Genomic DNA, 24,431 nt, shown 5'->3' with positions numbered 1-24,431 from the left:
CTACCCTACACCGCAATCGGAATTGGACGCGCCGGGGGGCGGCAGAGTGATCGCGAAAGCCTTCCGTGCGATCTCCCGGCCGCGGATCGAGACGATGATGGTCCAGGCGCCGGCCGCCATTTCCCATTCGTGCTCGAAGGTGAAGCCGACATGGCTCACGCCGTCGATCACGGCGCTGGGAAAACGGTCCTCCGTGCTGGTCTTGCCATCGGGCCGGGCGAGGGGCGGATGCTCGACCCTGACCGAGACCTGGCGCGGCAGGACCCTGGGGATGTCGTCGCTCAGGCGCAGCGACAGCCCGAAATTGCGGCAGAGCCGTGCCTCGATCCGGTCCGTGCGATCGAGATAGCGGATGTTCTTCATCTCGCTGGCCGGTGCGAGCCCGGCCTCGCCCGGCCCCGGCGTGCCCGGGATGCGGCGCCCGGCCGTGATGCCATAATCGATGATCTCACTGCGCGGTTCGGCTGCGGCATGGGTGGCGGCAAGTGCCAGGAGGATTGCGGCCGTCATGGCCATCGGGCGCCGGTTCGTCATCGGGTCGCTTTCAGCGCGGCCAGCGGTAGTCGTCGAGCCGGCCCGGGAGCGGATCCGGCGCGATGCCCTGGCCGAAGACGCGTTCGAGCTGCAGGGCGGCGTCGCCGCGCCCGCGTGCCTCGGTGATCGAAGCGAGCAGCGGCTGCTCAGTAATCGGGCCTTGCCCGGTGAGGGGCTGGATCGGCCCGGCGAGCGGTTTGGCCTGTAGTGCGGCGGGCAGGCCGATCATGGGCACGCCCGCGACCATCTGATCGATCAGGCGCTCGACGCCGCCGGGCTGGAGTTCCAGTGCCGTCGGTGCGCCGGTCTCGGGCGAGACGGGCAGGGCGATGACGCTGCCCTGCGGGGCCGCCTCGATCATGCGGCGGATCACGAGGTCGACGAAATGCGCGGCCTTGCGCGCGCCGGCAGCGGTGAAATGGATGCCATCGCCGAGGCGCAGGCGCACCAGCTGTCCGGAGACGTCGGGGCCGGTTGCGGCATAGCGGTTCTCGGCATCGACGAAGCCGCCCCAGAGATCGACATATTGCCCGCCCGCCTTCTCGACGCGCTGGCGGTAGAGGTCGTTGAGGGTGATGAGATCGGCCGAGAGCCGCCCGTTCTGCATCGGCGGTGCGCCGACCCAGATCAGCGGCACGCGCTTGCCGGCGAAGGCGTTGGCAATGGCGTCGATCCGGTCGCGATAAAGTTCGAGCCAGCGCGGGCTCAGGGGCTCGTGGACGGTCTCGCCTTCGCGGATCGGCTGGCGGTCGTTGAGGCCGAGCAGGATGACGCCGATGCTGATCTTCTGTTCGCTGGCGAGGAGATCGGAGACGGCTTTCGGCCAGTCGTAGAAATCGCTGCGAACCAGCCCGGAATCGGGCTTGGCCTTGTGGATCACCTCGACATCCGGGCGGTTGTTGAGGGCGTCGTCCAGACCGTTCGCCAGGAGATTGGCGAGGGAATCGCCCATCACCACGATATGACTGCTGACATCGACCTTGGGGATGACCGGATCGTCGCGGACGATGACGGGGGCCTCGCGGCGGCGGACCACGGGCGCGACGCGCTGACGCGGCTGCGGCGCCACGGTCCGTGGCTGGGCGGGCAATTGCCAGAACATCTGGAACAGGCTGCGCTGTTGCGTCTGCTGCTGGGCGAGGGAGACCGGCCCGCCCGTCAGCAGGAGCAGGCAGGCAGCAGCCAGAACCATGGCGAACGAGCGCAGGCGCATAGGCCGATCCGGTGGTTCCCCCGCGCGACTATAGGCCGGGAGCGGCCGAAAGTCAGCGCTTGCCGCGCAGCTTCGACAGCAGGGCGGGCGTCGGATAGCCGTCGGCGATCTCGCCGGCGCTGATCTGATAGCGCCTGACAGCCTCGCGTGTGCCGGTGCCGATGCGGCCGTCGGCATCGTGGTTGTAGAGGCCGAGCGCCTTCAGGCGGTGCTGGAGATCGCGGGTCGCGGCCATGTCGAGGCGCGGCGCCTTGGTCGGCCAGCTCGCCCGGATGGCGGAGCGCCCGGCGATCCGGTCGCCGAGATGGCCGACGGCCATCGCATAGGCGTCGGAGGAGTTGTATTTCTTGATGACGTCGAAATTGGCGGTGAGCAGCATCACCGGGCCGGTATGGCCGGCCGGGTAGAACAGGCGGCCTTCGCCGGAGGAGGGCAGGCGATTGCCATCGGCGCGACGCACGCCGGCGGAGGCGAAGGCGGAGAAGCTCGCCTTGTCCAGGCGGTGGTCGAAGCCATCAGGCAGCGTCACCTCCATGCCCCAGGGCAGGCCCGGCATCCAGCCATAGCCCTTGAGGTAGTTGGCGGTGGAGGCGATGGCGTCGCTCGACGAGGTCCAGATGTCGGCGTGGCCGTCGCCGGTCCAGTCGACCGCGTATTTCATGTAGCTCGACGGCATGAACTGGGTGTGGCCCATGGCGCCGGCCCAGGAGCCCTTCAATTCGCTGCGCTCGACATGGCCCTTCTGGATCAGCTCCAGTGCGGTCAGCAATTCATCGCGGAAGAAGTCGCCGCGATAGCGGATCGAGGCGAGCGTCGCGAGCGAGCGGATGACGTCCTTGCCGCCCTTGAACGAGCCGTAGTTGGTCTCCATGCCCCAGACGCCGAGGACGATTTCCTTGGGCACGCCATAGCGCGCCTCGACCTGGGAGAGGACGCTCGCGTTCTCGGCCGCGGCCTCGCGCCCGCGCCCGATGCGGGAGCCGCCGACGGCATTCTCCAGATAGCTCCAGATCGGGGCGCTGAATTCCGACTGCTTCCTGGTCAGCGCGACGATGGAAGCATCCGGCGTCACGCCGCGGAAGGCGAGGTCGAAGGTCGCACGCGAGATACCGCGCGCCTGAGCATGCGGCCAGAGTCGCTGCACGAAGACGTCGAAGGGGGCGCTGGCCGGGGTCGCCTGCGCATTGCGGGCATGGGCGCCGGAGACGTTGATCGAGCCGGTGGTCTGGGCCAGCGCCGGTGCCAGGCTGATCAGGACTGAGGCTGCGATGACGGACAGGCGCATGGACACTCCCGGCGAATGCTGGATGGAAACATCTTCACAGCGCCCGAACAAGATTAACCAAGGGTTAATTCATGCGGCGATCGCTGCGGCATTCGTGATTTGACAAGCTCCGGCGATTGTCAGATTCTGCGGGGATGAATAGCGCGTCCCCCTTCCGCCGCGGTCTCCACCGCTCGGGCAACCTTATCGCGGGCTTCTAGCCCCGGGCCTGTCGCGCTTGGCGCCTCCGGTTCGGGGTGCGCCTGCTCTGCCGCTTTTTCCTGCGAGTTCGACCTTTTTGATGCCGCGCGGATTTCAACCGCCGGCGGGCGCTCGCCTTTTCGATGAAAGACCTGTCCTGATGTCTACCAAGCGTCCCGCCATCACCGTTACGACCGCGGACCATGCCATGCTGAGCCGCATCGCGGCCGGCGCGGCCAACACCATGCCCGATCTCGCCGCCGAGCTCACCCATGAGCTCGACCGCGCCCGAATCCTGCCGGAGGGGCGGGTCTCGCACGACCATGCCCGGATCGGCAGCCAGATCGTCTATCGCGACGAAACCACCAAGCGGGAAAGCACCATCACGCTGGTCTGGCCTGAGCATGCCGATATCGAGAAGAACCGCGTCTCGGTGATGACGCCGATCGGCGTCGCGCTGATCGGCATGGCGGCCGAGCGCTCGATCGACTGGACGACGCGCTCCGGCGACGTCAAGCGCCTGACCGTGCTCGAAGTGCGCGAGCCGGTGGAGGAAGAGGCTGCGTCCTGAAATCAGGCGTGGGTAAAGCACATCGTCATTGCGAGGAGCAAAGCGACGAAGCAATCCAGGTAGACGTAGAGCTCTGCCGCCTCTGGATTGCTTCGCTGCGCTCGCAATGACGGGTGTGGATGTTCCGGCTTCTCACGCCGTGGCGTTCTTCGTCCTGAGCTTCTCCTCCCAGGCGAGCGCCTGGCCGACGATCTCCTCGAGGTCGTCATGCGCGGGCTGCCAGCCGAGCTCGGCGCGGATGCGGTCGGCGCGGGCGATCAGCGAAGCCGGATCGCCCGGCCGGCGCTCCGCCAGCGTCACGGGAAAATCGACCCCGGAGACCTTCTTCACGACCTCGACGACCTCCTTGACCGAATAGCCGCGGCCATAGCCGCAGTTCAATGTCAGGCTCGCCCCGCCGCCGCGCAGATGGTCGAGCGCGGCGAGATGGGCGCGGGCGAGGTCGGTGACGTGGATATAGTCGCGCACGCAGGTGCCGTCCGGTGTCGCATAGTCGGTGCCGAAGACGGTCAGGCCGTCGCGCTGGCCGAGCGCCGCCTGGCTCGCGACCTTGATGAGATGGGTGGCGTTCGGCGAGGACTGGCCGGAGCGGCCCTTCGGGTCGGCGCCAGCGACATTGAAATAGCGCAGCGCGACATAGCTGAAACCATGCGCCTTGGCGGCGTCCTGCAGCATCCACTCGCTCATCAGCTTGGAGCGGCCATAGGGGTTGATCGGGTTGAGCGCGATCTCTTCCGGCACCGGCGAGACCGGCGGCTCGCCATAGACGGCGGCGGTGGAGGAGAAGATGACGTGTTTCACGCCCTTGCGCGCGGCGCTTTCGATCAGTCCGCGGGTCTTCACCGTATTGTTGAAATAATAGCCCAGTGGATCGGTGACGGATTCGGGGACGACGATCCTGGCGGCGAAATGCGCAATCTCCGTGATCTCATATTCGCCGATCAGGCCCTCGACGAGCTCCTGGTTGCCGATATCGCCCTGGACGAAGATCGCCTCGGGCGGCACCGCCCACCAGAAGCCGGTGGAGAGATTGTCGAGCACCACGACCTTCTCGCCGCGATCCAGCAATTCCAGGACCATATGGCTGCCGATGTAGCCGGCGCCGCCGGAAACCAATACCGCCATCGTGTTTCTCGCCTCATCTTCGTCAGGAACCGCCTTTATCGAAAAACCGTTGACGGCTTCTCAAGGCCTGTTGGCTAATACCGCCTGATGGCCCGCAACCATGACAGTTGTACGGCCGTTCCCATCATTGCCTGGCTTCGGCAAGGCTATCGCGCCCAATGGATTTTGCATGACGAAACGCATCCGCAAGGCCGTTCTTCCTGTCGCTGGTCTCGGCACCCGCTTCCTGCCCGCCACCAAGGCGATCCCGAAGGAGATGCTGACCATCGTCGACCGCCCGGTCGTGCAACATGTGGTGGACGAGGCGCGCGCCGCCGGCATCGAGCATTTCATCTTCGTCACCGGCCGCAACAAGGCAGTGATCGAGGATCATTTCGACCTGGCCTACGAGCTCGACGACACGCTGGCCAAGCGCAACAAGACGAAGGAGCTGGAGGCGCTGAAGCACGATCTGCCGGCTGCGGGTGCGACCAGCTTCACCCGCCAGCAGGCTCCGCTTGGCCTCGGCCACGCCGTCTGGTGCGCGCGCGAGATCGTCGGCGACGAGCCTTTCGCGCTACTGCTGCCGGACATGCTGCATTACAGCCAGGGCAAGGGCTGCCTCGCCGAGATGATCGAGGCCTATGACCAGCATGGCGGCAACCACATCGCCGTTGCGCCCGTGCCTGAGGATCAGACCCATCAATACGGCATCGTCGCCGTCCAGGACGCCAAGGCCAAGGTCTCGAAGATCACCGGCATGGTCGAGAAGCCGCCGAAGGGAACGGCGCCGTCCAATCTGCATGTCTCCGGGCGCTACATCCTGCAGCCGACGATCTTCAACCTGCTCGCCAACCAGGAGAAGGGCGCTGGCGGCGAGATCCAGCTGACCGATTCGATGGTCGCGCTGTCGCGCCAGGAGCGGTTCTACGCGGTGCGCTTCGACGGCGAGATCTACGATGCCGGCTCGAAGATCGGCTTCCTCTCGGCGAATGTCGCCTATGCGCTCGACCGCGGCGATCTCGGTCCGCAACTGCGCGAAGAGATCGCCAAGCTGCTCGACCGCTGAGCTACAAGACTCGTTCAACTCAGCCCTCGTCCTGAGGCGTCAATCCGAATAGGAATGGCGTCTCCAAGGACGAGGGCTTGTGTCTTGCTGACGGTGCAAAGTTGAGTGACCAGAGTCTCGTCTTCGATCGGGCACTTGGCCGCAAGCGGCTGAGGCGCGCGCTTGCCGGCGACTATCCGGATTTCCTGCTGCAACGTGCGGCAGATGATCTGGGGGATCGGCTCGGCGCGGTGCTGCGGGAATTCGCGGTCGCGGCCGATCTCGGTACGGCCCTGCCTGTGGTTGCGCCGGTGCTTGCCGGCCGGGCCGGGCGGCTGCTGCGCATGGCGGAGGCGGAAGGCGCGCCGGCCGAACTCGTCGGCGATCTCGAACGCCTGCCCTTCGCCGCCGGTTCGCTCGACCTCGCCGTCTCGCTGCTCGCGCTGCATGGGGTCAACGACCTGCCGGGCGCGCTCATCCAGATCAAGCGGGCGCTGCGGCCCGATGGCTTGTTCATGGGCTGCCTGCTCGGCGGGCGGAGCTTGCAGGAACTCAGGCAGGCGCTGCTCGAAGCCGAGAGCGAGACGATGGGCGGGGTCAGCCCGCGCGTTGCCCCCTTCGCCGATCTGCGTGACCTCGGAAGCCTGTTGCAGCGGGCCGGTTTCGCGCTGCCCGTCGTCGACAGCGAGATCGTGACGGTGCGTTATCGCGACGCCTTCGGGCTGTTTCGCGATCTGCGCGCCATGGGCTGGGCCAATGCGCTTGTCGCCCGGCGCAAGACGCCGTTCAGGCGCGAGACCTTGCTGCGCGCGGCTGCGCTCTATGCCGAGCGCTTCGCCGATCCGGACGGGCGTTTGCCCGCGACCTTCGAATTCGTCTGGGTTTCCGGCTGGGCTCCGCATGAGAGCCAGCAGAAGCCATTGAAGCCCGGCTCGGCCAAGGCGCGGCTGGCCGATGCGCTTGGCGTGCGCGAGATCAAGGCGGGCGAGAAGCCGGGAGGCGAGGGATGAGCGAGCGACAGCCCCGCCTGACCCGCGCCGATTTCCGCGTCTTCCGCGCCATTCCGACGCGCTGGCACGACAATGACGCCTTCGGCCATGTCAACAACGTCGTCTATTATGGCTGGTTCGATACGGCGGTGAATGCCTGGCTGATCGAGAACGGCTTCCTCGACCTTGCGAGCAGCGAGATCGTCGGGCTCGTGGTCGAGACCGGCTGCACCTATTTCGAGAGCGTCGCCTTCCCGGAGACCGTGGAGGCCGGGATCGCGGTCGAGCGCCTTGGCAACAGCTCTGTCACCTATCGGATCGGCATCTTCCGGCAAGGCGGCGAGCAAGCTTTGGCGCAGGGGCGCTTCACCCATGTCTATGTTGAGCGCGCCGACCAGAAGCCGGTGCCGATCCCGGCCCCGCTCAGAGCAGCCCTTACCGCCATCCAGAGCTGAAAAGGGCCGGCTGCGCCGGGGAATGTTGTCTCGCGCGCCGAGGCAGGCTATGCCCCTGCCAACCCCTATCGCCGGACCGCCAGGAACCCTGAGCCCGTGATTCCGAACGACATCAAGATCACCCCGCAGCTCGTCGCCGAGCACGGCCTGAAGCCGGACGAGTACCAGCGCTTCCTGCATCTGATCGGCCGCGAGCCGACGATCACGGAACTCGGCATCGTCTCGGCGATGTGGAACGAGCACTGCTCCTACAAATCCTCGAAAATCCATCTGAAGACGCTGCCGACCAAGGCGCCCTGGGTGATCCAGGGCCCGGGCGAGAATGCCGGCGTCATCGATATCGGCGAGGGCACCGCCATCGTCTTCAAGATGGAGAGCCACAACCACCCGTCCTTCATCGAGCCCTATCAGGGCGCGACGACCGGCGTCGGCGGCATCCTGCGCGACGTCTTCACGATGGGCGCGCGCCCGATCGCGGTGCTCGACGCTTTGCGCTTCGGCTCGCCTGATCATCCGAAGACCCGGCATCTCGTCTCCGGCGTCGTCGCCGGCATCGGCGGCTACGGCAATTCCTTCGGCGTGCCGAATGTCGGCGGCGCGACCGGCTTCCACTCGCGCTATGACGGCAACATCCTCGTCAACGCCATGGCGGTCGGCATCGCCCAGGCCGACGAGATCTTCTACGCCAAGGCTTCCGGCGTCGGTAAGGCGATCGTCTATCTCGGTTCGAAGACCGGTCGCGACGGCATCCACGGCGCGACCATGGCCTCGGCCGAATTCGACGACAAGTCGGAGGAGAAGCGCCCGACCGTGCAGGTCGGCGATCCCTTCGCCGAGAAGCTCCTGCTCGAAGCCTGCCTCGAGATCATGGCCGCCGGCCATGTCGACGCGATTCAGGACATGGGCGCCGCCGGCCTGACCTGCTCGGCCGTCGAGATGGGTGCCAAGGGCGATCTCGGCGTCGAGCTCGATCTCGACAAGGTGCCCTGCCGCGAGGAGGGCATGAGCGCCTATGAGATGATGCTGTCGGAGAGCCAGGAGCGTATGCTCATGGTGATCAAGCCCGGCCATGAGGACGCCGCCGAGGCGATCTTCAGGAAATGGGGCCTCGACTTCGCCGTCATCGGCCACACCACCGACACGCTCCGCTTCGTCGTGAAGCACCAGGGCGAGGTCATGGCCGACCTGCCGATCAAGGAACTCGGCGACGAGGCTCCGGAATACGACCGGCCCTGGATCGAGACCGTGCCGCAGCAGCGCATCGCGGCTGAGAGCGTCGCCGCGCCTTGCGGCAATGCCGAGGCGTTGAAGACGCTGATCGGCTCGCCGGACCTCTCGTCCAAGCGCTGGATCTGGGAGCAGTACGACACGCTGATCCTCGGCAATTCGGCGGTGACGCCGGGCGGCGATGCCGGCGTGATCCGCATCGAGGACGGGCCGCGGGGCCTTGCCATGACCGCTGACGTCACCCCGCGCTATTGCGAGGCCGATCCGTTCGAGGGCGGCAAGCAGGCGGTGGCCGAAGCCTGGCGCAACCTGACCGCGACGGGTGCTACGCCGCTCGCCGTCACCGACAACCTGAACTTCGGCAACCCCGAGAAGCCGGAAGTCATGGGCCAGCTCGTCGGCTGCGTCCGTGGCATCGGCGAAGCCTGCAAGGCGCTCGACTTCCCGGTCGTCTCCGGCAACGTCTCGCTCTACAACGAGACCAACGGCGTCTCGATCCTGCCGACCCCGACCATCGGCGCCGTCGGCGTCATGGCCGATGTGACCAAGCATGCGACGGTCGCCTTCAAGGCCGAGGGCGAGGCGATCATCCTGATCGGCGAGACGGCCGGCTGGCTCGGCCAGAGCGCCTATTTGGCGACCGTCTGCGGCCGCGAGGAGGGCGCTCCGCCGCCGGTCGATCTCGCAGTCGAGCGCCGCAACGGCGATTTCGTGCGCGGGCTGATCGCGGGCGGCAAGGTTTCGACCTGCCACGACCTGTCGGATGGCGGGCTTGCGGTTGCGCTCGCCGAGATGGCGATGGCCAAGGGCATCGGCGCGGTGATCGAGACGCTGCCGGCCGGCCCCGCCCATGCCGCGCTCTTCGGCGAGGATCAGGCGCGCTATGTCCTGGCCGTCCCGGCGGCCGAGGCCGATGCGGTGATCGCGGCGGCGAAGGCTGCCGGCGTGCCGGCGCTCGCCATCGGCAAGACGGGCGGCGCGGCGCTTGCCCTGCCGGGCGAGCCCGCTCTGGCGATCGCCGATCTCCGCAAGACCCATGAAGACTGGCTGCCGTCCTACATGGCCGGCAAGGCGGCCTGAGGAGTTCGACCCATGGCGATGGACGCGCACGAGATCGAGCGCATGATCAAGGCGGCGCTGCCTGATGCGGCGATCGAGATCAAGGACCTGGCCGGCGACGGCGACCACTATGCCGCGACCGTCGTCTCGGCCGCCTTTAAGGGCAAGACCCGGGTGCAGCAGCACCAGATGGTCTATGCCGCGCTCCAGGGGAATATGGGCGGCGTGCTGCACGCCCTTGCGCTGACGACCAGCGTTCCCCAAGATTAGAACAAGACCATCCGGCGGGCCTTGAACCCGCTTCAGGAGACGAGACGATGTCCGACGTCAATGCCCGCATCGAAGCGGAAGTTAAGAACAACGACGTGGTGCTCTTCATGAAGGGCACGCCGCAATTCCCGATGTGCGGCTTCTCCGGCCAGGTCGCGCAGATCCTCGGCTATATCGGCGTGCCCTATAAGGGCGTGAACGTGCTTGAGGACCAGGAAATCCGCGAGGGCATCAAGGCCTTCTCGAACTGGCCGACGATTCCGCAGCTCTACGTCAAGGGCGAGTTCGTCGGCGGCTGCGACATCACCCGCGAGATGTTCCAGGCCGGCGAATTGCAGGCGCTCTTCGAAGAGAAGGGCATCGCGGTGAAGCAGGCGAGCTAAAGGCTCGCCGCCACGACCCGTCTGCCCGCGTCGCAAGCAGGCAACAGGTGGCTTTGGTGATCTCTGTGATGAAACCGCCTAGGCGGGAAAGGCGGTGGCCTGCATAGCGGGCCGCTGCACCATGGTCGCCCACCAGGCATTGATGGCGGGCTGCTCGGCAAGCAGCGCCTCGGCCTCAGACGCCAGCGTGAAATAGGCGAAGATCGGCGCAGCATGAAGATCGGCCAGCGTCAGCGCCTCGCCGGCGAGATAAGGGCTGCCATCCATCAGGTCGCTGATCGCGCGCAGGCATAGCTGCGCCTTGGGCAGGGCGGCCTGAATTCGCGCCTCGTCCGGCGCGCGTCCCTGCTTGGGGGCGGAGACGCGCTCCACATAGATGTCCCAGACCAGCGTGCGATAGGCGTAGGAATCGAGGATGCTCGTCAGCTGATTGACGCGGGCGCGCTCGCGCGGCGCGGAAGGCTGCAAGGCAGGCCCGGGGAACGCCTCATCGACATAGCGTTCGATGGCGCCGGCCTCGTAGAGCCGGAAGCCATCGTGCTCGAAGGCGGGGATGCGGCCGAATGGTTGCCGCTCCAGCAGGGAAGCCGGCGGCCCGCTCTCGGCGAAGACGTCGATCGGATCGAGCCGGTAGGCTACGCCCTTTTCCTCCAGTGCCAACCGGACCGCGCGGACATAGACGCTGTAGGGCGCACCATAGACGACAGGCATGAGCGTCATCGCGTGATCCCTGGCTGCTCGATTGATCCCGCTGGATGCGTTCGGGGCAGATTCAAGCCGCCGCGCATTGCGGGTGCGGCTTGCGGACGCGTTCGGTCGAGGCCGGGTATTTCTCCAGCATCCGCTCCGGCCTGATCGGCCGGCGCACGAGGTCGCCGCCGCAATTCGGGCAGGTGCCCGCAAAGCGGATCTCTACGCAATCGGCGCAGAAGGTGCATTCGAAGGTGCAGATCAGGGCGTCGCGCGATTGCGGCGGCAGGTCGCGGTCGCAGCATTCGCAGTTCGGGCGCAATTGCAGCATGGCGTCGTCTCCTTCCGATGGGCGGAAGAATGACTGCAAACCAGACCGAGGCCAGCGATTTCGCGTGATCCGACCGATCAACGGGGCGGATCGATCGGCCGCCCGTTACTTCACCAGCAGCCAGTCGTCGATCACCAGCGCGTCGAGCCCGCTCGTATAGAACATCAGGATCGCGTCCTCCCCCGTGTGCAGGATCGGCTTGCCCATGATGTTGAAGGAGGTGTTGAGGATGACCGGCACGCCCGTCAGCTCATGGAAGGCCGAGATCAGCGCGTGATAGCGCGGATTGCGTTTAGCCGTGACGCTCTGGAGTCGGCCGGTCGCGTCCTCATGGACCACGGCCGGGACGCGGTCGCGCACCGCTTCCTTCCAGACCAGGGTGCGCTCCATATAGGGCGCGTCCTGATAGTTCTCGAACCAGTCGGCGGCGTGCTCGGCCAGGATCGAGGGCGCGAAGGGGCGGAAGGCCTCGCGATACTTCACCTTGGCGTTGAGGATGTCCTTGGCGTCGGCCGGGCGCGGATCGGCGATGATCGAGCGATTGCCGAGCGCGCGCGGCCCGAACTCGGCGCGGCCCTGCACCCAGCCGATCAGCTTGCCTTCTGTCAGGAGCTTGGCGGTGACCGGAGCGATCTCGTCGGGGCCAAGCTTGCGCAGGCGCTTCTCCCAAAGCTGCATGCGCTCGAAGGGCTCGGTCGAGACGGTCGAACCGAGATAGGGGGAAAGGGGTCCCTTCGGCGCGCGCCAGTCCGGATTGGCCTCCGCGTGCGCCAGCCATGCCGCGCCGATCGCGTTGCCGTCATCGGCCGGCGCCGAGGGTACGAAGACGGTCTTGAAGCCGTGGCGCCCGACGATCTTGCCGTTGAAGGAGGAGTTCAGCGCGCAGCCGCCGGCCATGACGAGGTTTTCGCTCGGGACGAGCGCCGCGGCTTCGCCGAGCAGCGCCTCCATCATCTCGGCGAAGACATCCTGCCCGCAGCGGGCGAGATCGGCCCAGCCCTGGTCGAGCGCGTCCGCCGGACGCTTGGCCAGAATCTCGGCGGCGACAGCCTGCACCACGTCGGCCTTGGCGAAGGAGAGCTTATGGCCCTCGATGCTGTAGAGCTTGCGTAATAGCGCCATCAGCTCCGGGTCGGTCTTGCCATAGGGGGCAAGCCCCATGATCTTCCATTCCTCGCCCTTGGCCTGGTCGAAGCCGGCGAGATCGGTGACGAGCCCGAAATAGAACCCGATCGATTCCCGGCCGCGATGGCGCTTCACCTCGCGGAGCCTGCCGTTCTCCAGCGCGAAGATGGCGGAGGCGCCGGTCTCGCCCATGCCGTCGACGACGAGGCAGGCGGCATTGTCGAAGGGCGAGGACCAGCAGGCATAGGCCGCGTGGCTGAGATGATGGCCGTAGCGCGTGAGGCCGGTGACATTGGCCTTGCCATAGGCGCGGTCGAGCCCGAGCAGGACGCCCATGCCGGCGCGCTGCTGCGCCACATGAAGCGAGGCGATCAGCGCGCGCTCGGTCCGTTCCGGTACGAGCGAGCGGTTGAGCTCGGGCGAGAGCTTGAGCAGCGCTTCCAGCGTGAAGGAGCCGGCGCGCGCCATCTGGTCGAGGAAGCCGGTGAAATCCTCGCCCCAGCTCGTAGCGATGCGGACCTCGGCATCTCCAGGGATGTAGCGCTTCAGCACGCCTTCCATGCGCGGCGCCGAATCAGGCTCGCAGTTCGGCGCGCGCTTGTATTGCAGGTAGCGCTCGGTCGCCTCGGCGAAGAGCACCTCGCCATCGGGGCCGATGATCGCGATGGCGGGATCGTGGAAGGTGGTGGCCAGGCCGATCGTATAGCTCATGGCCGAAAGCCAATAAACTCCCGGACCCGGGAAGCCAAATCGCTCAGGGCTTGCCGATGGCGGCTTTCATCAGCGCCTTCGAATCGGCGCTCGCCCAATCGGCCGGGCCCTGGATGATGCCGAGCTCGCAGCCCGCCTTGTCGACGATGATGCTGACAGGCATGCCCTCGACCTTGTGCGCGGCGCGCAGCGCCTGGAAGGTCGCGGCCTGCGGATCGCCGTAGAAGGGCAGGGCCGTGACCTTGTTGTCGGCGAGCCAGGCCTTCGGTTTGTCGAGATTGCGCGTGTCGATATTGATCGCGACCACCGCGAAATCCGGCCCGCCCATCTCCTTCTGGAGCGCGTCGAGCGCCGGCATTTCCTTGAGGCAGGGCGCGCACCAGGTCGCCCAGAGATTGACCAGCAGGGTCTTGCCCTTGAGGGCGGCCAGCGTCATCGGCTGGCCGTCCGGCCCGGTGAAGGCGAGTGCAGGCGCCGGCTGCGGGCGCGCACGCAGCTCGACCGCCGCGACCTCGCCCTTGACCAGCGGCTTCATGCGCTCGGCCGCCGCGCTTGCGGCGCTGCATGATCCGTTGCCGGCATCGCCCCGGACGGAGTAGAAGGCGGCTACGCCAGCGAGGCCGAGCGCCGCGACGACCCCGAGGGCCAGTCCGATCTTTTTTCCAGACGTCATTATGCGTCCTCAAAAGCAGGAAAGACCGTCGTGAGCAATCGCATGTGGGGTGGGCGTTTCGCCACAGGTCCCGACGCCATCATGGAGGAAATCAACGCCTCCATCGATTTCGACCAGAAGCTCTGGCGCCAGGACATCCGCGGTTCGCTCGCGCATGCGGCCATGCTGGCCGAGACCGGCATCCTGACCAAGGAGGATGTCGCGACGATCATTGCCGGCCTGAAAAAGGTCGAAGGCGAGATCGAGAGCGGCGCCTTCACGTTCTCGCGGGCGCTCGAAGACGTCCACATGAACATCGAGTCGAACCTCAAGGACAAGATCGGCCTTGCTGCCGGCCGCCTGCATACGGCTCGCTCGCGCAACGACCAGGTCGCGACCGACATGCGGCTCTGGGTGCGCGACACGCTCGACGAGATCGATGGCCAGATGGCCGATCTCCAGCTTGCGCTGGCCGAGAAGGCCGACACCTATGCCGGCGCGGTGATGCCGGGCTTCACCCATCTGCAGTCGGCGCAGCCGGTCACCTTCGGCCATCATCTGCTCGCCTATGTCGAGATGCTCGGCCGCGACCGCAGCCGCATCCGCGACGCCCGCGCCCGCCTCAACGAATGCCCGCTCGGTGCGGCCGCGCTCGCCGGCACCTCCTTCCCGATCGACCGGCACATGACGGCGAAGGCGCTCGGCTTCGACCGGCCGACGGCGAACTCGCTCGATTCGGTCTCGGATCGCGATTTCGTGCTGGAGACGCTTTCGGCCGCCTCGATCTGCGCGATGCATCTCTCGCGCTTCGCCGAGGAGATCGTGCTGTGGTCGACGCCGCAATTCGGTTTCGTCCGGCTCTCCGACGCTTTCTCGACCGGTTCGTCGATCATGCCGCAGAAGCGCAATCCCGACGCGGCCGAGCTGGTGCGCGGCAAGGCGGGCCGCGTCTTCGGCGCGCTCCAGGGCTTGCTGACCATGATGAAGGGCCTGCCGCTGACCTATTCGAAGGACATGCAGGAGGACAAGGAAGGCACGTTCGATGCGCTGCAGACGCTGTCGCTGTGCCTTGCCGCCACCGCCGGCATGGTCCGCGACATGCAGCCCGACCTCAAGGTGATGAAGAAGGCGGCCGGCCTCGGCTACGCCACGGCGACCGATCTCGCCGACTGGCTGGTGCGGGTCCTCAAGATGCCGTTCCGCGACGCGCATCACGTCACCGGTCGCCTCGTCGGCATCGCCTCGGAGAAGAAGGTCGGGCTGGAGAAGCTCTCGCTCGCGGAGATGCAAGGCGTCGAGCCTGCCATCACCGAGGCCGTCTTCGCCGTGCTCGGCGTCGACCAGTCGGTGAAGAGCCGCGTCAGCTACGGCGGCACGGCCCCGGCCAATGTCCGCAAGCAGGCCAGGCGCTGGCTGAAGCAGCTCGCGAAAGGCTGAGGTCGAAGCGGCGGAGAGTCTCGCGCTCCGCCGCATCCTCCGCTAAGGTCCCGCCACGTTTCGCCCCGAGGGTTCGTTTTCGTGCTTGATTCCCGCCTGAAACTCGGCCGCACCTTGCTGGTCGTCGGTCTCCTGGCCGTTGCGCTCGGCGCCTGCGGGCGCAAGGGGCCGCTGGAGGCGCCGCCCAATGCGACCGGCGCCATCGACCTGCCGGACGACCAGATCGGCGCCAAGGAGAACGATCCCGCCTCCCTGGGCTCGGCCTCCGTGCTGGCGAAGCCGGCCAAGACCAACAAGGCGATCGTCATCCCGAACAAGCCTTTCGTTCTCGATCCGCTGATGTGACGGCCGACGCCGTCGGGATATCCCACATCACGCGTCATGCTCGGGCTTGACCCGGGCATCTCCTGAAAAAGGTTCTTTGGGCTCTGCGCATCGCTTCGCCCGGGAACGCCGACCGCCTAGCCTGACTGCGAGCTCATCCCATGCATCATTTCGCCTATCGCGACGGCTCGCTCCATGCCGAGGGCGTCGATCTTCAGCGGATCGCGGCCGAGGTCGGCACGCCGGTTTATGTCTATTCGAGCGCGACGATCGAGCGGCATTACAAGCTGTTCGAGGCGGCGATGAAGACGACCGCGCCGGCCGGCAAGACCCATGTCTTCTACGCCATGAAGGCGAACGGCAATCTCGGCGTGCTGAAGACGCTGGGCGCGCTCGGCGCCGGCATCGACACCGTCTCCGAAGGCGAGGTGCGCAAGGCGCTGGCCGCCGGCATTCCGCCGGAGAAGATCGTCTTCTCCGGCGTCGGCAAGAGCGAGCAGGAACTGCGCTTCGCGGTCGAGGCCGGGCTCTATCAGGTCAATATCGAGAGCGAGAGCGAGCTCGACCTGCTCTCCAAGGTCGCGGCGTCGCTCGGCAAGCGGCAGGAGGCGGTGTTCCGGGTCAATCCCGATATCGGCGCCGGCGGCCATGCCAAGATCACGACCGGCTCCTCCGAGAACAAGTTCGGCGTTTCCTTCGAGGAGGTCGGCCGGCTCTATGCGCGCGCGGCCAACATGGAAGGCGTCCGGATCATGGGCCTTGCCGTCCATATCGGCAGCCAGATCGGCGAGATCGACGCTTTCGAGGCGGCCTATTCCAAGATGGTTGCGCTGGTCGGCGACCTGAAGGGCGAGGGCCACCGGGTCGATCGGCTCGATCTCGGCGGCGGGCTCGGCATTCCCTACGACATCCCGAGGACGTTCGATTACGGACCGGGACTGATCGAGGCCTATGCCGCGATGGTCGCCAAGGTGACCAAGGGGCTCGATGTCGAGCTCGGCTTCGAGCCCGGCCGCCTGATCGTCGGCAATGCCGGCATCCTGCTGACGCGGGTGCTGCATCTCAATCCGCGCCCGACCAAGCAGTTCCTGGTCGTCGATGCGGCGATGAACGATCTCGTCCGGCCGGCGATGTACGAGGCCTATCACGAGATCTGGCCGGTGACGGAGCCGGCGATCGGCGGGCCGGAAGCGGCGTATGACGTGGTCGGGCCGATCTGCGAATCGGGCGACACCTTCACGACCGGGCGCAACCTGCCGCAACTTCGGCAGAACGACCTCATCGCCTTCATGACGGCCGGCGCTTACGGCGCTTCGATGTCCTCGACCTATAACCAGCGCCTGCTGGTCGCCGAGGTCATGGTCAAGGGCGACCAGTACGCCGTGACGCGGCCGCGCCAGAGCTATGAGGAGCTCATCGGCACGGACAAGCTGCCCGGCTGGTTTGCCTGATCGGTTCCGCTCCGTTCACGAAAGGCGGAGCGCTGTGCGTTGGCGGGTCTTCGCACTGGCAATGCCACATTCCCATGCTAGCCTGATTTGGTCAGGCGAGTTCAGACAGGAATGGGGGCTGCCCGGAGCGATGGCATGAGCGAGGCAGAGCGCCGCAAGGCGCCCGACACGATCGACGGCATCCGCCAGCGGCTCTCCCGTCTCGCGCTGGCCTCGCGCGTCTCGCTCGGCTGGGAGCGGCTATGGCCGCGACTTTGGCTGCCGCTCGGCGTCGTGCTCGCTTTCCTCGCGGCCTCCTGGTTCGGCCTGTGGACGCATCTGCCCTGGTATGGCCGGATCGTCGGCGTTCTCGCCTTCGCAGGGACTTTCGCCGCCAGCCTCTGGCATGTTGCCCGCCTTGTCCTGCCGACGCATCGCGATGCATTGACCCGGCTCGACCGGTCCTTCGTCGATGGCCATCGCCCGGCCTCGTCGCTGGAGGACAGCCTGGCGATCGGCTCGGCCGATCCGGTCTCGCAGGCCCTGTGGAAGCTGCATGTCGAGCGCCAGAGCCGGCAGGTCGCCGCCTTGCGTGTCCAGCCGCCGCAGCCGCGCATGGCAGGCCACGACAGGCGGGCGCTGCGCGCCGTGCCGCTGCTCGCCGCCATCACCGGCTTCTTCGTCGCCGGGCCCGAACTCACGCAGCGCCTTTCCGCCGCTTTCGACTGGAAGGGCCCCTCCGCGATCGCTGCCTCGACCCGGATCGACGCCTGGATCGATCCGCCCGCCTATACCCGCCTGCCGCCGATCCTGATCGACTTCGCCAAGCTGGCGAGTCCGAATCTGAGCGCGCCGGAGAAATCGGTCATCGTCGTGCGCATCGCCGGCAAGACCAATATGGATGTGGCCACGACCGGGCGGCTCGACCTGATTAAGCCGGAGGCGAAGGACGGCGAGGCCAAGGATGGCCAAGCGAAGCCCGCTCAACCGGTTGGACCGCAGCAGGCGGTCCTGGAGAAGCGCTTCACGCTCGCCGGCAACGGCACGCTGAAGCTCACCGGCAGCGGTGCGCCCGGCACCACGCTCAATATCACCTCGGTCCCTGACCAACCGCCGACCATCGCCTTCGCCGATCCGCCGAAGCCGGTCACCGGCGCGCAATCGGGCGGTTTGGGCATCACCTACAAGGCCAGGGACGATTACGGCATCGCCTCGATCGAGGTGAATGTCTCGCGTCCGGACGTGGCCAAGGGCGGGCGCTCGCTGGTCGAGCCGCCGAAGCAGAATCTTGCCGTGCCGTCCTCCGCCTCGGGCGAGGAGGAGAACAAGAGCACGGTCGATTTCTCGGCCCATCCCTGGGCCGGCGCCAAGGTCAGGATGGTGCTGATCGCCAAGGATGAGGCCGGGCAGGAAGGCCGCAGCGAACCGCTCGAGGTCGTGCTGCCGCAGCGCACCTTCACCAAGCCGCTGGCCAAGGCGCTGGTCGAGCAGCGCCGCAAGCTCGTCATGGATGTCGAGGACCGCTCCAAGGTGCAGCTCGCGATGGACGCGCTGATGATCGAACCCGGCCTCTTCATGAAGGAGCCCGGAATCTATCTCGGCATGCGCATGCTGACCGAGCGCCTGCGCAGGTCCGGCAGCGACGATGAGTTGCGCGAGGTTTCCGAGCTGATGTGGGCGATGGCGCTCCAGCTCGAGGATGGCGACATGTCCGATGCCGAGCGGGCGCTGCGGCAGGCACAGGAGAACCTGCAGCAGGCGCTGGAGCGTGGCGCTTCCGAGGAGGAAATCAAGAAGCTCACCGACGAGATGCGCCGGGCCATGGACAATTTCATGCGCCAGCTCGCCGAGCAGATGATGCGCCAGCAACAGCAGAACGGCGATCGCGACCAGGCGCGCCTGCCCGAGAATTTCCGCACGGTGACGCCGCGCGACCTGCAGAACATGCTCGACCGCATCGAGGAACTCTCGAAGCGCGGCGACATGGCCGAGGCGCAGCGCCTGATGGAAGAGCTCAACCGGATGCTCAACAATCTCCAGATGGCGCGCCCGGGCCAGCAGGACCCGCGCCAGCGCGAGATGAACCAGGCACTCGGCGATCTCGACCGGATGACGCGCGATCAGCAGAACCTGCGCGACGAGACCTATCAGAACGAACAGCGCCGCCAGCAGGGACAGGGCCAGACCCAGCGCGGCCAGCGCCCCGGCCAGCAGCAGGCGCGTCCGGGCCAGCGCCAGCAGGGCCAGCAGGGGCAGCGCGGTCAACAGGGCCAGCGCGGCCAGCAGCCGGGGCAGCAGCCCGGCGAGCAGGGCGAGGACGGCGAAGGCGGCGAGGGCATGCAGGGCCAGAACGGCCAGGGGCAGGGCCTGTCGCAGCGCCAGCAAGCCCTGCGCGAGCGCCTGCAGGACCTCCAGCGCCGGATGCGCGGCATGGGCGCGCCGCAGAATGGCGAGCTCGACGAGGCCGAGGACGCGATGCGCGAGGCGGAAGGGCAGCTCGGCCAGGGCCAGGGCGAAGGTGCCCTCGATGCGCAGGGCCGCGCGCTCGAAGCCCTGCGCAAGGGTGGCCAGAATCTCGCCCAGCAGATGCAGGGCCAGCCCGGCGAGGGCGAAGGCGAGGGGCAGGCCTATGGCGAGCCGGACGGACGGCAGCAGGGCCGGCCTTCGGCGCAGCAGCGCGGCAGCGAGGATCCGCTCGGCCGGCCGCAGCGCCAGCGCGACTGGGCCGATGGCCGGGTCAAGGTGCCCGGCGCCGACGAGAGCGCGACCCAGCGGGCGCGGCGCATCCTGGAAGAGCTGCGCAAGCGGCTCGGTGATCCCTTGAGGCCGACGGAAGAGCTGGATTATCTGGAGCGGTTGCTCAGGCGGAACTGAGCGAGCGCAAGGCCGTCATGCTCGCCCTCGTGGCGGGCATCTCGGAAACGCGAGCCTTCTCGTTGCGAGATTCTCGGGGCAAGCCCGAGAATGACGTTCTGGTCCTAGGTCTTCCGCCCACCGCCGCTCGCCACCAGTGCTCCCACGACGATCAGCGCGCAGGATGCCGCGAGCAGCCAGCTCGCCGGGGCATAGCCGAACAGCACGAGGATCAGCGTCGAGAGTACCGGCGCGGCATAGGAGGCGACGCCGAGCAGGGCGACGTCTCCCTGCTTCATGCCGATATCCCAGACGACGAAGGCGAGCCCGATCGAGCCGAGGCCGAGGCCGAGCACGCCGCCCCATTCCACCGATGTCAGCGACCAGAGCGTGCTCTCGAACGCGAGATGGCAAGCCAGCGCCGGCACGGCGCAGCCGAGCACGGTGATGCACAAGCTCTCCGAGGGGACATTGGCGAAGCGGCGCGAGGCGACCGAATAGCTCGCCCAGACGAAGGCGCCGAGCGCTGCCAGCACATGGCCGAGTGCCAGTCCGCCGCCGGCTCCGAGGCCGCCCGAGACGAGGAGGCCGGTGGCCACCAGTCCGATCAGCGCGCCGACGAGGTGGCGGGGTTTGAGCACGCCGCCCGGCAGCAAGGCAGCGAAAAGCACGATCAGAAGCGGCCAGAGATAGTGGATCAGGTTCGCCTCGGCCGGCGGGGCGGTTTTCACCGCGGCATAATAGAGCGCGGTGTCGCCGAACGGGCCGTAGAGCCCGAGCGCGAAGGAGGCCGGCGTCGGACGGATGCGCGAGAGTTGCCCGCGCAAAGCCGTGATCGCGAGGATCAGCAGGCCGCCGATGATGAAAGTCATGGCGACGAGCTGGAACGGCGGGACGCGCCCCGACATCGCCGTGAACAGCGCCAGCGTCGACCAGAGCAGGATGGCGCAGAAGCCGATGAGGGTCGCGGTGCGGGCGGTCATGACGGGCCGGATTTGAAGATCGCGCGGCGATAGCAGGTTTCACAGGGCTTGCCGATGGGGGCGCTTCGTTCCTGCCAGGCGTTATGCTCGGGTCAAGCCCGAGCATGACGGGTGCATGTTGCACCGCAACTCAGCCTCGCGGCCATGGGCGTCATGCTTTCTGCCCCGTTGACCGCACGCAAAAGGCGGCTCATTGCCTGTTTTATGACCACGATCCCGCTGCAATCCGTCGCTCGCCGTCCGCTGATGCCGGTTCTGGCGGCGCTCAGCGTCGCGCATCTGCTGAACGATCTCGTCCAGTCGATGATCCCGGCGCTCTATCCGCTGTTCAAGGAGAACTATCAGCTCGATTTCGTGCAGATCGGCCTGATCACGCTCGCCTTCCAGGTCACGTCTTCGCTGCTGCAGCCGATCCTCGGCTTCGTCACCGACCGCAAGCCCTGGCCCTATGCGATGGTCGCCGGCATGTGCTCGACGCTGGCGGGCCTCCTGATGCTCTCCTTCGCCCATAGCTACGCGATGGTCCTGCTCGCGGCGGGCCTGATCGGCCTGGGCTCGGCCGTGTTCCATCCGGAGGCGACGCGGATGGCGCGCCATGCCGCGGCTGGCCGTCAGGGCCTGGCGCAGGGCGTGTTCCAGGTCGGCGGCCATATCGGTTATTCCGTCGGCCCGCTGCTGGCGGCGGCGGTGGTGATGCCGCGCGGGCAGGAGAGCCTGTCCTGGTTCTCCGGCGTGGTACTGGTGGCGATGCTCGTGATGGGCTGGCTCGGCGCGCGCTATTCCGCGATGCGGCGCGAGCAGAAATCGTCCTCGGCCCATGTCGAGGAAAGCGCCAGCCACGGCCTGCCGCATGGGCGCGTGCTGCTGGCGATGGCCGTGCTGGTCATGCTGCTGATCTCGAAGAACGGCTACACGGCGGCCTTCACCTCCTATTACACCTTCTACCTGATCGAGCGCTTCGGCATCGAGATCCAGCTCTCGCAGATCATGCTGTTCCTCTATCTCGTCGTCGGCGCCATCGGCGTGATCGTCGGCGGCATGATCGGCGACCGGATCGGCCGCGACCGGGTGATCTGGCTGTCGATCCTGGGTTCGCTGCCCTTCGCGCTGATGCTGCCCCATGCCGACCTGTTCTGGACCGGCGTGCTCAGCATCGTCGTGTCCTTCATCATGTCGAGCGCCTTCTCCGCGATCCTGATCTACGCGATCGATCTCGTGCCGCACCGGGTCGGCCTCGTCGGCGGGCTGTTCTACGGCCTGTCCTTCGGCCTCGGCGGTGTCGCGGCGGCCGGCATCGGCCTGCTCGCCGACAAGATCGGCATCATCGAGGTGTTCAAGATCTGTGCCTGGCTGCCGGCCTTCGGCCTGCTGACCTTCCTGCTGCCGAAGGGCGGCCGGCAGAGCTGAGCGGGACGGCTTTTCGTCGCTTATATCAGGGCCGCCGACGACAGCCGGCGGCCCTGACGCATTGAACCCACATTCACGCGCTAGCGCTGGCCACTCCCCGGCCGGGTGCTGACCGGCCGCTGCAGAGGTTGGCTGATGCTGGTTCAGATCGGAACGCTGATCGCCGCGACGAGTCTGGTGCAGCTCGCGAACGGCTTCTTCAATACGTTCCTGTCGTTGCGCCTGACGCTCGAGGATTTCGGCCCGGCTGCGACCGGCATCGTGCTCAGCGCTTATTTCGTCGGCTTCACCATCGGCGCGGTGTCGAGCGGCGGGGTGATCCAGCGCGTCGGCCATATTCGCGCCTATACGGCCTTCGCCGGGCTGGTCGTGGTCGCGACCGCGTTGATGCCGCTCTGGACCTCGGCGCTGGTCTGGGCCACCTGCCGGATGGTGATCGGCATCGGCTGCGTCGGGCTCTTCGTGACGACGGAGAGCTGGCTCAACGCCAAGGCGATGCCGGACCAACGCGGTCGCATCTTCTCGACCTATATGGTCGGGACCTTTGTGGCGCTGGCGATCGGCCAGCTTGCGGTGGCCGGGCTCACGATTCAGGCGGCGGGGGCGTTCCAGGTCGTCATCGCGCTCTTCGCGCTGGCTCTGGTCATGGTCAGCACGACGCGGGCGGAAGCGCCTGGCCTCAAGCCTGAGGCGAAGCTGCGCTACGGCGAGCTCTCCCGGCAGGCCCCGATCTCGGTCGTCGGCTGCGTGGTCAGCGGCATCGTGACCAGCGCCTTCTACGCGCTGGTGCCGGCCTGGATGCTCAGCAACGGCGCGCCGCAGCAGACGATTGCACTGTTCATGCTGGTCGCGGTGCTGGGCGGGCTCGCCTTCCAGGTGCCGGTCGGGCGCCTATCTGATCGTAATGACCGCCGCCTCGTGCTGGCAGGGTTGGCGGTCGGCTATGCGGTGGCCGTGATCCTGCTGGTGGCGATGCCGCGCTCGCTCCTCGCGGTGCTGCCGGTGGCGGCGCTGCTCGGCGGCTTCATGTCGACGCTCTATCCGGTCTGCGTCGCCCATGCGCTCGACCGGATGCCGGCCGACCGAGTGGTTGCGGTCAGCGGACGATTGATCCTGGTCAGCGGCTTCGGCTCGGCGCTCGGGCCTCTGGTCGGTGCGGGCATCATGGCGCGCTTCGACATCGACGGGCTGCTCTATTTCATGGCGGCGATCGCGCTCGTGCTCGCGGGTTTCGCCGGTCTGCGGATGCGGATGCGCGAGGCTCCGGACAAGGTCGAGCGGCCCTTCGAAGTCATCGACCCGCTCAATCCGGGGATCACGCAGACGCCCGAGGCGACGGAGCTCGACGGCACACCCCGTCCCGCCATGGCCTGACCGAAAAGCAGGACCGCCGCCCGTTGCCGGGCGGCGGTCCCAAATGCTCGATAGGGTGTGACTGGCGCGCTCAGGCCATGTACTGGCCGCCATTGGCGGAGAGGGTCGAGCCGGTGATGAAGCCGGCATCGTCACCCGCCAGGAACACGACCGCGCGCGCGATCTCCTCGGGCTCGCCGAGGCGGCCGACCGGGATATGCGGCAGGATCGACTTCTCGATCACGGCCGGGTCGATCGCCTTGACCATCTCGGTCGCGATATAGCCGGGGCAGATCGCGTTGACGGTAATGCCGGCGCGGGCGCCTTCCTGGGCCAGCGCCTTGACGAAGCCGATATCGCCGGCCTTGGCGGCGGAATAGTTCACCTGGCCCATCTGGCCCTTCTGGCCGTTGATCGAGGAGATGCAGATGACGCGGCCGAACTTGCGGGCGCGCATGCCTTCCCAGACCGGGCGGGTCATGTTGAACAGCGAGTTCAGGTTGGTGTTGATCACCGCGTCCCACTGCTCCTTGGTCATCTTATGGAACATGCCGTCGCGGGTGATGCCGGCATTGTTGACCAGGATATCGACCGGGCCGAGATCGGCCTCGACCTTGGCGATGCCGGCGACGCAGGAATCATAGTCCGAGACGTCCCATTTATAGGTCTTGATGCCGGTCTCGGCGGTGAACTTGGCCGCAGCCTCGTCATTGCCGGCATAGCTCGCGGCGACGCTGTAGCCGGCCGCCTTCAGACCCTTCGAGATCGCCGCGCCGATACCGCGCGAACCGCCCGTAACCAATGCCACCTTCGCCAT

The 24,431-nt window shown here is 67.0% G+C and carries 23 protein-coding genes; 13 read left to right on the top strand and 10 right to left on the bottom strand.

The annotated features are described in order from the left end of the window. Genes FHT98_RS06895 through FHT98_RS06885 form a run of 3 tightly spaced genes read right to left on the bottom strand, consistent with a single transcriptional unit; the run spans nucleotide 1 to nucleotide 3,032 of the window. The gene (locus tag FHT98_RS06895) at nucleotides 1–510 is read right to left on the bottom strand and encodes a DUF3859 domain-containing protein (protein ID WP_185745089.1); all 510 of its coding nucleotides are present in this window, start codon (nucleotides 508–510) and stop codon (nucleotides 1–3) included. A 34-nt stretch (nucleotides 511–544) separates the two neighbouring features. After that, the gene (locus FHT98_RS06890; protein WP_185745088.1) at nucleotides 545–1,747 is read right to left on the bottom strand and encodes an SGNH/GDSL hydrolase family protein; all 1,203 of its coding nucleotides are present in this window, start codon (nucleotides 1,745–1,747) and stop codon (nucleotides 545–547) included. A gap of 52 nt (nucleotides 1,748–1,799) precedes the next feature. After that, nucleotides 1,800–3,032, bottom strand: coding sequence for a lytic murein transglycosylase (locus FHT98_RS06885; protein ID WP_142113276.1), 1,233 nt, complete (start codon nucleotides 3,030–3,032; stop codon nucleotides 1,800–1,802). A 340-nt stretch (nucleotides 3,033–3,372) separates the two neighbouring features. Between FHT98_RS06885 and rnk the strand changes: the two genes are divergently transcribed. Continuing rightward, nucleotides 3,373–3,783, top strand: coding sequence for a nucleoside diphosphate kinase regulator (gene rnk, locus FHT98_RS06880; protein ID WP_061970083.1), 411 nt, complete (start codon nucleotides 3,373–3,375; stop codon nucleotides 3,781–3,783). A 132-nt stretch (nucleotides 3,784–3,915) separates the two neighbouring features. Here the strand turns inward: rnk and galE are convergent, their stop codons facing one another. Next, nucleotides 3,916–4,908 (bottom strand): UDP-glucose 4-epimerase GalE, encoded by a 993-nt coding sequence (galE, locus tag FHT98_RS06875; protein WP_061970081.1) that lies wholly within the window; start codon nucleotides 4,906–4,908, stop codon nucleotides 3,916–3,918. A gap of 169 nt (nucleotides 4,909–5,077) precedes the next feature. Here galE and galU point away from each other — a divergent pair, with 169 nt between their 5' ends. The 6 genes from galU (at nucleotide 5,078) to grxD (ending at nucleotide 10,318) form a co-directional block, all read left to right on the top strand. Further along, a complete protein-coding gene (gene galU / locus FHT98_RS06870; RefSeq protein ID WP_142113273.1) occupies nucleotides 5,078–5,956 on the top strand; it encodes a UTP--glucose-1-phosphate uridylyltransferase GalU in 879 nt (292 codons plus the stop codon). 101 nt (nucleotides 5,957–6,057) lie between these two features. Next, complete coding sequence (locus FHT98_RS06865) at nucleotides 6,058–6,945, top strand: class I SAM-dependent methyltransferase (protein WP_142113271.1); 888 nt, start codon at nucleotides 6,058–6,060, stop codon at nucleotides 6,943–6,945. Then, nucleotides 6,942–7,379, top strand: coding sequence for an acyl-CoA thioesterase (locus tag FHT98_RS06860; RefSeq protein ID WP_142113269.1), 438 nt, complete (start codon nucleotides 6,942–6,944; stop codon nucleotides 7,377–7,379). Before FHT98_RS06865 ends, FHT98_RS06860 begins: the two co-directional genes overlap by 4 nt. Nucleotides 7,380–7,475: 96 nt before the next feature. Next, nucleotides 7,476–9,686 (top strand): phosphoribosylformylglycinamidine synthase subunit PurL, encoded by a 2,211-nt coding sequence (purL, locus tag FHT98_RS06855; protein WP_142113267.1) that lies wholly within the window; start codon nucleotides 7,476–7,478, stop codon nucleotides 9,684–9,686. Between the two features lie 12 nt (nucleotides 9,687–9,698). Next, a complete protein-coding gene (locus FHT98_RS06850; RefSeq protein WP_061970071.1) occupies nucleotides 9,699–9,935 on the top strand; it encodes a BolA family protein in 237 nt (78 codons plus the stop codon). Nucleotides 9,936–9,982: 47 nt separating this feature from the next. Next, the gene (gene grxD, locus FHT98_RS06845; protein WP_091856942.1) at nucleotides 9,983–10,318 is read left to right on the top strand and encodes a Grx4 family monothiol glutaredoxin; all 336 of its coding nucleotides are present in this window, start codon (nucleotides 9,983–9,985) and stop codon (nucleotides 10,316–10,318) included. A gap of 78 nt (nucleotides 10,319–10,396) precedes the next feature. On the opposite strand, the gene FHT98_RS06840 is transcribed toward grxD, so the two are convergent. From FHT98_RS06840 to tlpA, 4 genes are all read right to left on the bottom strand, one after another. After that, the gene (locus tag FHT98_RS06840) at nucleotides 10,397–11,038 is read right to left on the bottom strand and encodes a glutathione S-transferase family protein (protein WP_142113264.1); all 642 of its coding nucleotides are present in this window, start codon (nucleotides 11,036–11,038) and stop codon (nucleotides 10,397–10,399) included. 52 nt (nucleotides 11,039–11,090) lie between these two features. Continuing rightward, a complete protein-coding gene (locus FHT98_RS06835; protein WP_142113262.1) occupies nucleotides 11,091–11,339 on the bottom strand; it encodes a DUF1272 domain-containing protein in 249 nt (82 codons plus the stop codon). A gap of 105 nt (nucleotides 11,340–11,444) precedes the next feature. Next, the gene (locus FHT98_RS06830) at nucleotides 11,445–13,175 is read right to left on the bottom strand and encodes a carbamoyltransferase family protein (RefSeq protein WP_142113260.1); all 1,731 of its coding nucleotides are present in this window, start codon (nucleotides 13,173–13,175) and stop codon (nucleotides 11,445–11,447) included. Nucleotides 13,176–13,218: 43 nt separating this feature from the next. After that, the gene (gene tlpA, locus FHT98_RS06825; RefSeq protein WP_142113258.1) at nucleotides 13,219–13,848 is read right to left on the bottom strand and encodes a thiol:disulfide interchange protein TlpA; all 630 of its coding nucleotides are present in this window, start codon (nucleotides 13,846–13,848) and stop codon (nucleotides 13,219–13,221) included. Between the two features lie 30 nt (nucleotides 13,849–13,878). Between tlpA and argH the strand changes: the two genes are divergently transcribed. The 4 genes from argH to FHT98_RS06805 all read left to right on the top strand — a co-directional run bounded on the left by argH (nucleotide 13,879) and on the right by FHT98_RS06805 (nucleotide 19,892). Then, complete coding sequence (argH, locus tag FHT98_RS06820) at nucleotides 13,879–15,264, top strand: argininosuccinate lyase (protein ID WP_142113255.1); 1,386 nt, start codon at nucleotides 13,879–13,881, stop codon at nucleotides 15,262–15,264. An 81-nt stretch (nucleotides 15,265–15,345) separates the two neighbouring features. Beyond that, nucleotides 15,346–15,609: an LPS translocon maturation chaperone LptM gene (gene lptM, locus FHT98_RS06815; RefSeq protein ID WP_061970061.1), complete on the top strand. Its 264-nt coding sequence runs from the start codon at nucleotides 15,346–15,348 to the stop codon at nucleotides 15,607–15,609. Between the two features lie 140 nt (nucleotides 15,610–15,749). Further along, nucleotides 15,750–17,039: a diaminopimelate decarboxylase gene (gene lysA, locus FHT98_RS06810; protein WP_142113253.1), complete on the top strand. Its 1,290-nt coding sequence runs from the start codon at nucleotides 15,750–15,752 to the stop codon at nucleotides 17,037–17,039. A gap of 135 nt (nucleotides 17,040–17,174) precedes the next feature. Further along, nucleotides 17,175–19,892 (top strand): TIGR02302 family protein, encoded by a 2,718-nt coding sequence (locus FHT98_RS06805; RefSeq protein ID WP_142113251.1) that lies wholly within the window; start codon nucleotides 17,175–17,177, stop codon nucleotides 19,890–19,892. Nucleotides 19,893–19,996: 104 nt separating this feature from the next. Here the strand turns inward: FHT98_RS06805 and yddG are convergent, their stop codons facing one another. Then, nucleotides 19,997–20,854 carry an aromatic amino acid exporter YddG gene (gene yddG, locus FHT98_RS06800; RefSeq protein ID WP_142113249.1) on the bottom strand — a complete coding sequence of 286 codons (858 nt, stop codon included), beginning with the start codon at nucleotides 20,852–20,854 and terminating at the stop codon, nucleotides 19,997–19,999. A 204-nt stretch (nucleotides 20,855–21,058) separates the two neighbouring features. Between yddG and FHT98_RS06795 the strand changes: the two genes are divergently transcribed. Continuing rightward, nucleotides 21,059–22,261 carry an MFS transporter gene (locus FHT98_RS06795; protein ID WP_061970055.1) on the top strand — a complete coding sequence of 401 codons (1,203 nt, stop codon included), beginning with the start codon at nucleotides 21,059–21,061 and terminating at the stop codon, nucleotides 22,259–22,261. Nucleotides 22,262–22,396: 135 nt separating this feature from the next. Beyond that, nucleotides 22,397–23,635, top strand: coding sequence for an MFS transporter (locus FHT98_RS06790; RefSeq protein ID WP_142113247.1), 1,239 nt, complete (start codon nucleotides 22,397–22,399; stop codon nucleotides 23,633–23,635). Between the two features lie 70 nt (nucleotides 23,636–23,705). On the opposite strand, the gene phbB is transcribed toward FHT98_RS06790, so the two are convergent. Further along, on the bottom strand, nucleotides 23,706–24,431 hold the full coding sequence (gene phbB, locus FHT98_RS06785) for an acetoacetyl-CoA reductase (protein ID WP_061970051.1): 726 nt from the start codon (nucleotides 24,429–24,431) through the stop codon (nucleotides 23,706–23,708).

Source organism: Allobosea sp. AK1, assembly GCF_006714945.1.
Classification (GTDB): domain Bacteria; phylum Pseudomonadota; class Alphaproteobacteria; order Rhizobiales; family Beijerinckiaceae; genus Allobosea; species Allobosea robiniae.
The sequence above is the reverse complement of the archived record's forward strand: the minus strand, read 5'-3'. Positions and strand labels throughout refer to the sequence as shown.

What these genes read in the sequence shown, in the direction of transcription:
- FHT98_RS06895 (WP_185745089.1), bottom strand. Translation starts at nt 510, where the DNA reads ATGACGGCCGCAATCCTCCTGGCACTTGCCGCCACCCATGCCGCAGCC.
- FHT98_RS06890 (WP_185745088.1), bottom strand. Translation starts at nt 1,747, where the DNA reads ATGCGCCTGCGCTCGTTCGCCATGGTTCTGGCTGCTGCCTGCCTGCTC.
- FHT98_RS06885 (WP_142113276.1), bottom strand. Translation starts at nt 3,032, where the DNA reads ATGCGCCTGTCCGTCATCGCAGCCTCAGTCCTGATCAGCCTGGCACCG.
- rnk (WP_061970083.1), top strand. Translation starts at nt 3,373, where the DNA reads ATGTCTACCAAGCGTCCCGCCATCACCGTTACGACCGCGGACCATGCC.
- galE (WP_061970081.1), bottom strand. Translation starts at nt 4,908, where the DNA reads ATGGCGGTATTGGTTTCCGGCGGCGCCGGCTACATCGGCAGCCATATG.
- galU (WP_142113273.1), top strand. Translation starts at nt 5,078, where the DNA reads ATGACGAAACGCATCCGCAAGGCCGTTCTTCCTGTCGCTGGTCTCGGC.
- FHT98_RS06860 (WP_142113269.1), top strand. Translation starts at nt 6,942, where the DNA reads ATGAGCGAGCGACAGCCCCGCCTGACCCGCGCCGATTTCCGCGTCTTC.
- FHT98_RS06850 (WP_061970071.1), top strand. Translation starts at nt 9,699, where the DNA reads ATGGCGATGGACGCGCACGAGATCGAGCGCATGATCAAGGCGGCGCTG.
- grxD (WP_091856942.1), top strand. Translation starts at nt 9,983, where the DNA reads ATGTCCGACGTCAATGCCCGCATCGAAGCGGAAGTTAAGAACAACGAC.
- FHT98_RS06840 (WP_142113264.1), bottom strand. Translation starts at nt 11,038, where the DNA reads ATGACGCTCATGCCTGTCGTCTATGGTGCGCCCTACAGCGTCTATGTC.
- FHT98_RS06835 (WP_142113262.1), bottom strand. Translation starts at nt 11,339, where the DNA reads ATGCTGCAATTGCGCCCGAACTGCGAATGCTGCGACCGCGACCTGCCG.
- FHT98_RS06830 (WP_142113260.1), bottom strand. Translation starts at nt 13,175, where the DNA reads ATGAGCTATACGATCGGCCTGGCCACCACCTTCCACGATCCCGCCATC.
- tlpA (WP_142113258.1), bottom strand. Translation starts at nt 13,848, where the DNA reads ATGACGTCTGGAAAAAAGATCGGACTGGCCCTCGGGGTCGTCGCGGCG.
- lysA (WP_142113253.1), top strand. Translation starts at nt 15,750, where the DNA reads ATGCATCATTTCGCCTATCGCGACGGCTCGCTCCATGCCGAGGGCGTC.
- FHT98_RS06805 (WP_142113251.1), top strand. Translation starts at nt 17,175, where the DNA reads ATGAGCGAGGCAGAGCGCCGCAAGGCGCCCGACACGATCGACGGCATC.
- yddG (WP_142113249.1), bottom strand. Translation starts at nt 20,854, where the DNA reads ATGACCGCCCGCACCGCGACCCTCATCGGCTTCTGCGCCATCCTGCTC.
- FHT98_RS06795 (WP_061970055.1), top strand. Translation starts at nt 21,059, where the DNA reads ATGACCACGATCCCGCTGCAATCCGTCGCTCGCCGTCCGCTGATGCCG.
- FHT98_RS06790 (WP_142113247.1), top strand. Translation starts at nt 22,397, where the DNA reads ATGCTGGTTCAGATCGGAACGCTGATCGCCGCGACGAGTCTGGTGCAG.
- phbB (WP_061970051.1), bottom strand. Translation starts at nt 24,431, where the DNA reads ATGGCGAAGGTGGCATTGGTTACGGGCGGTTCGCGCGGTATCGGCGCG.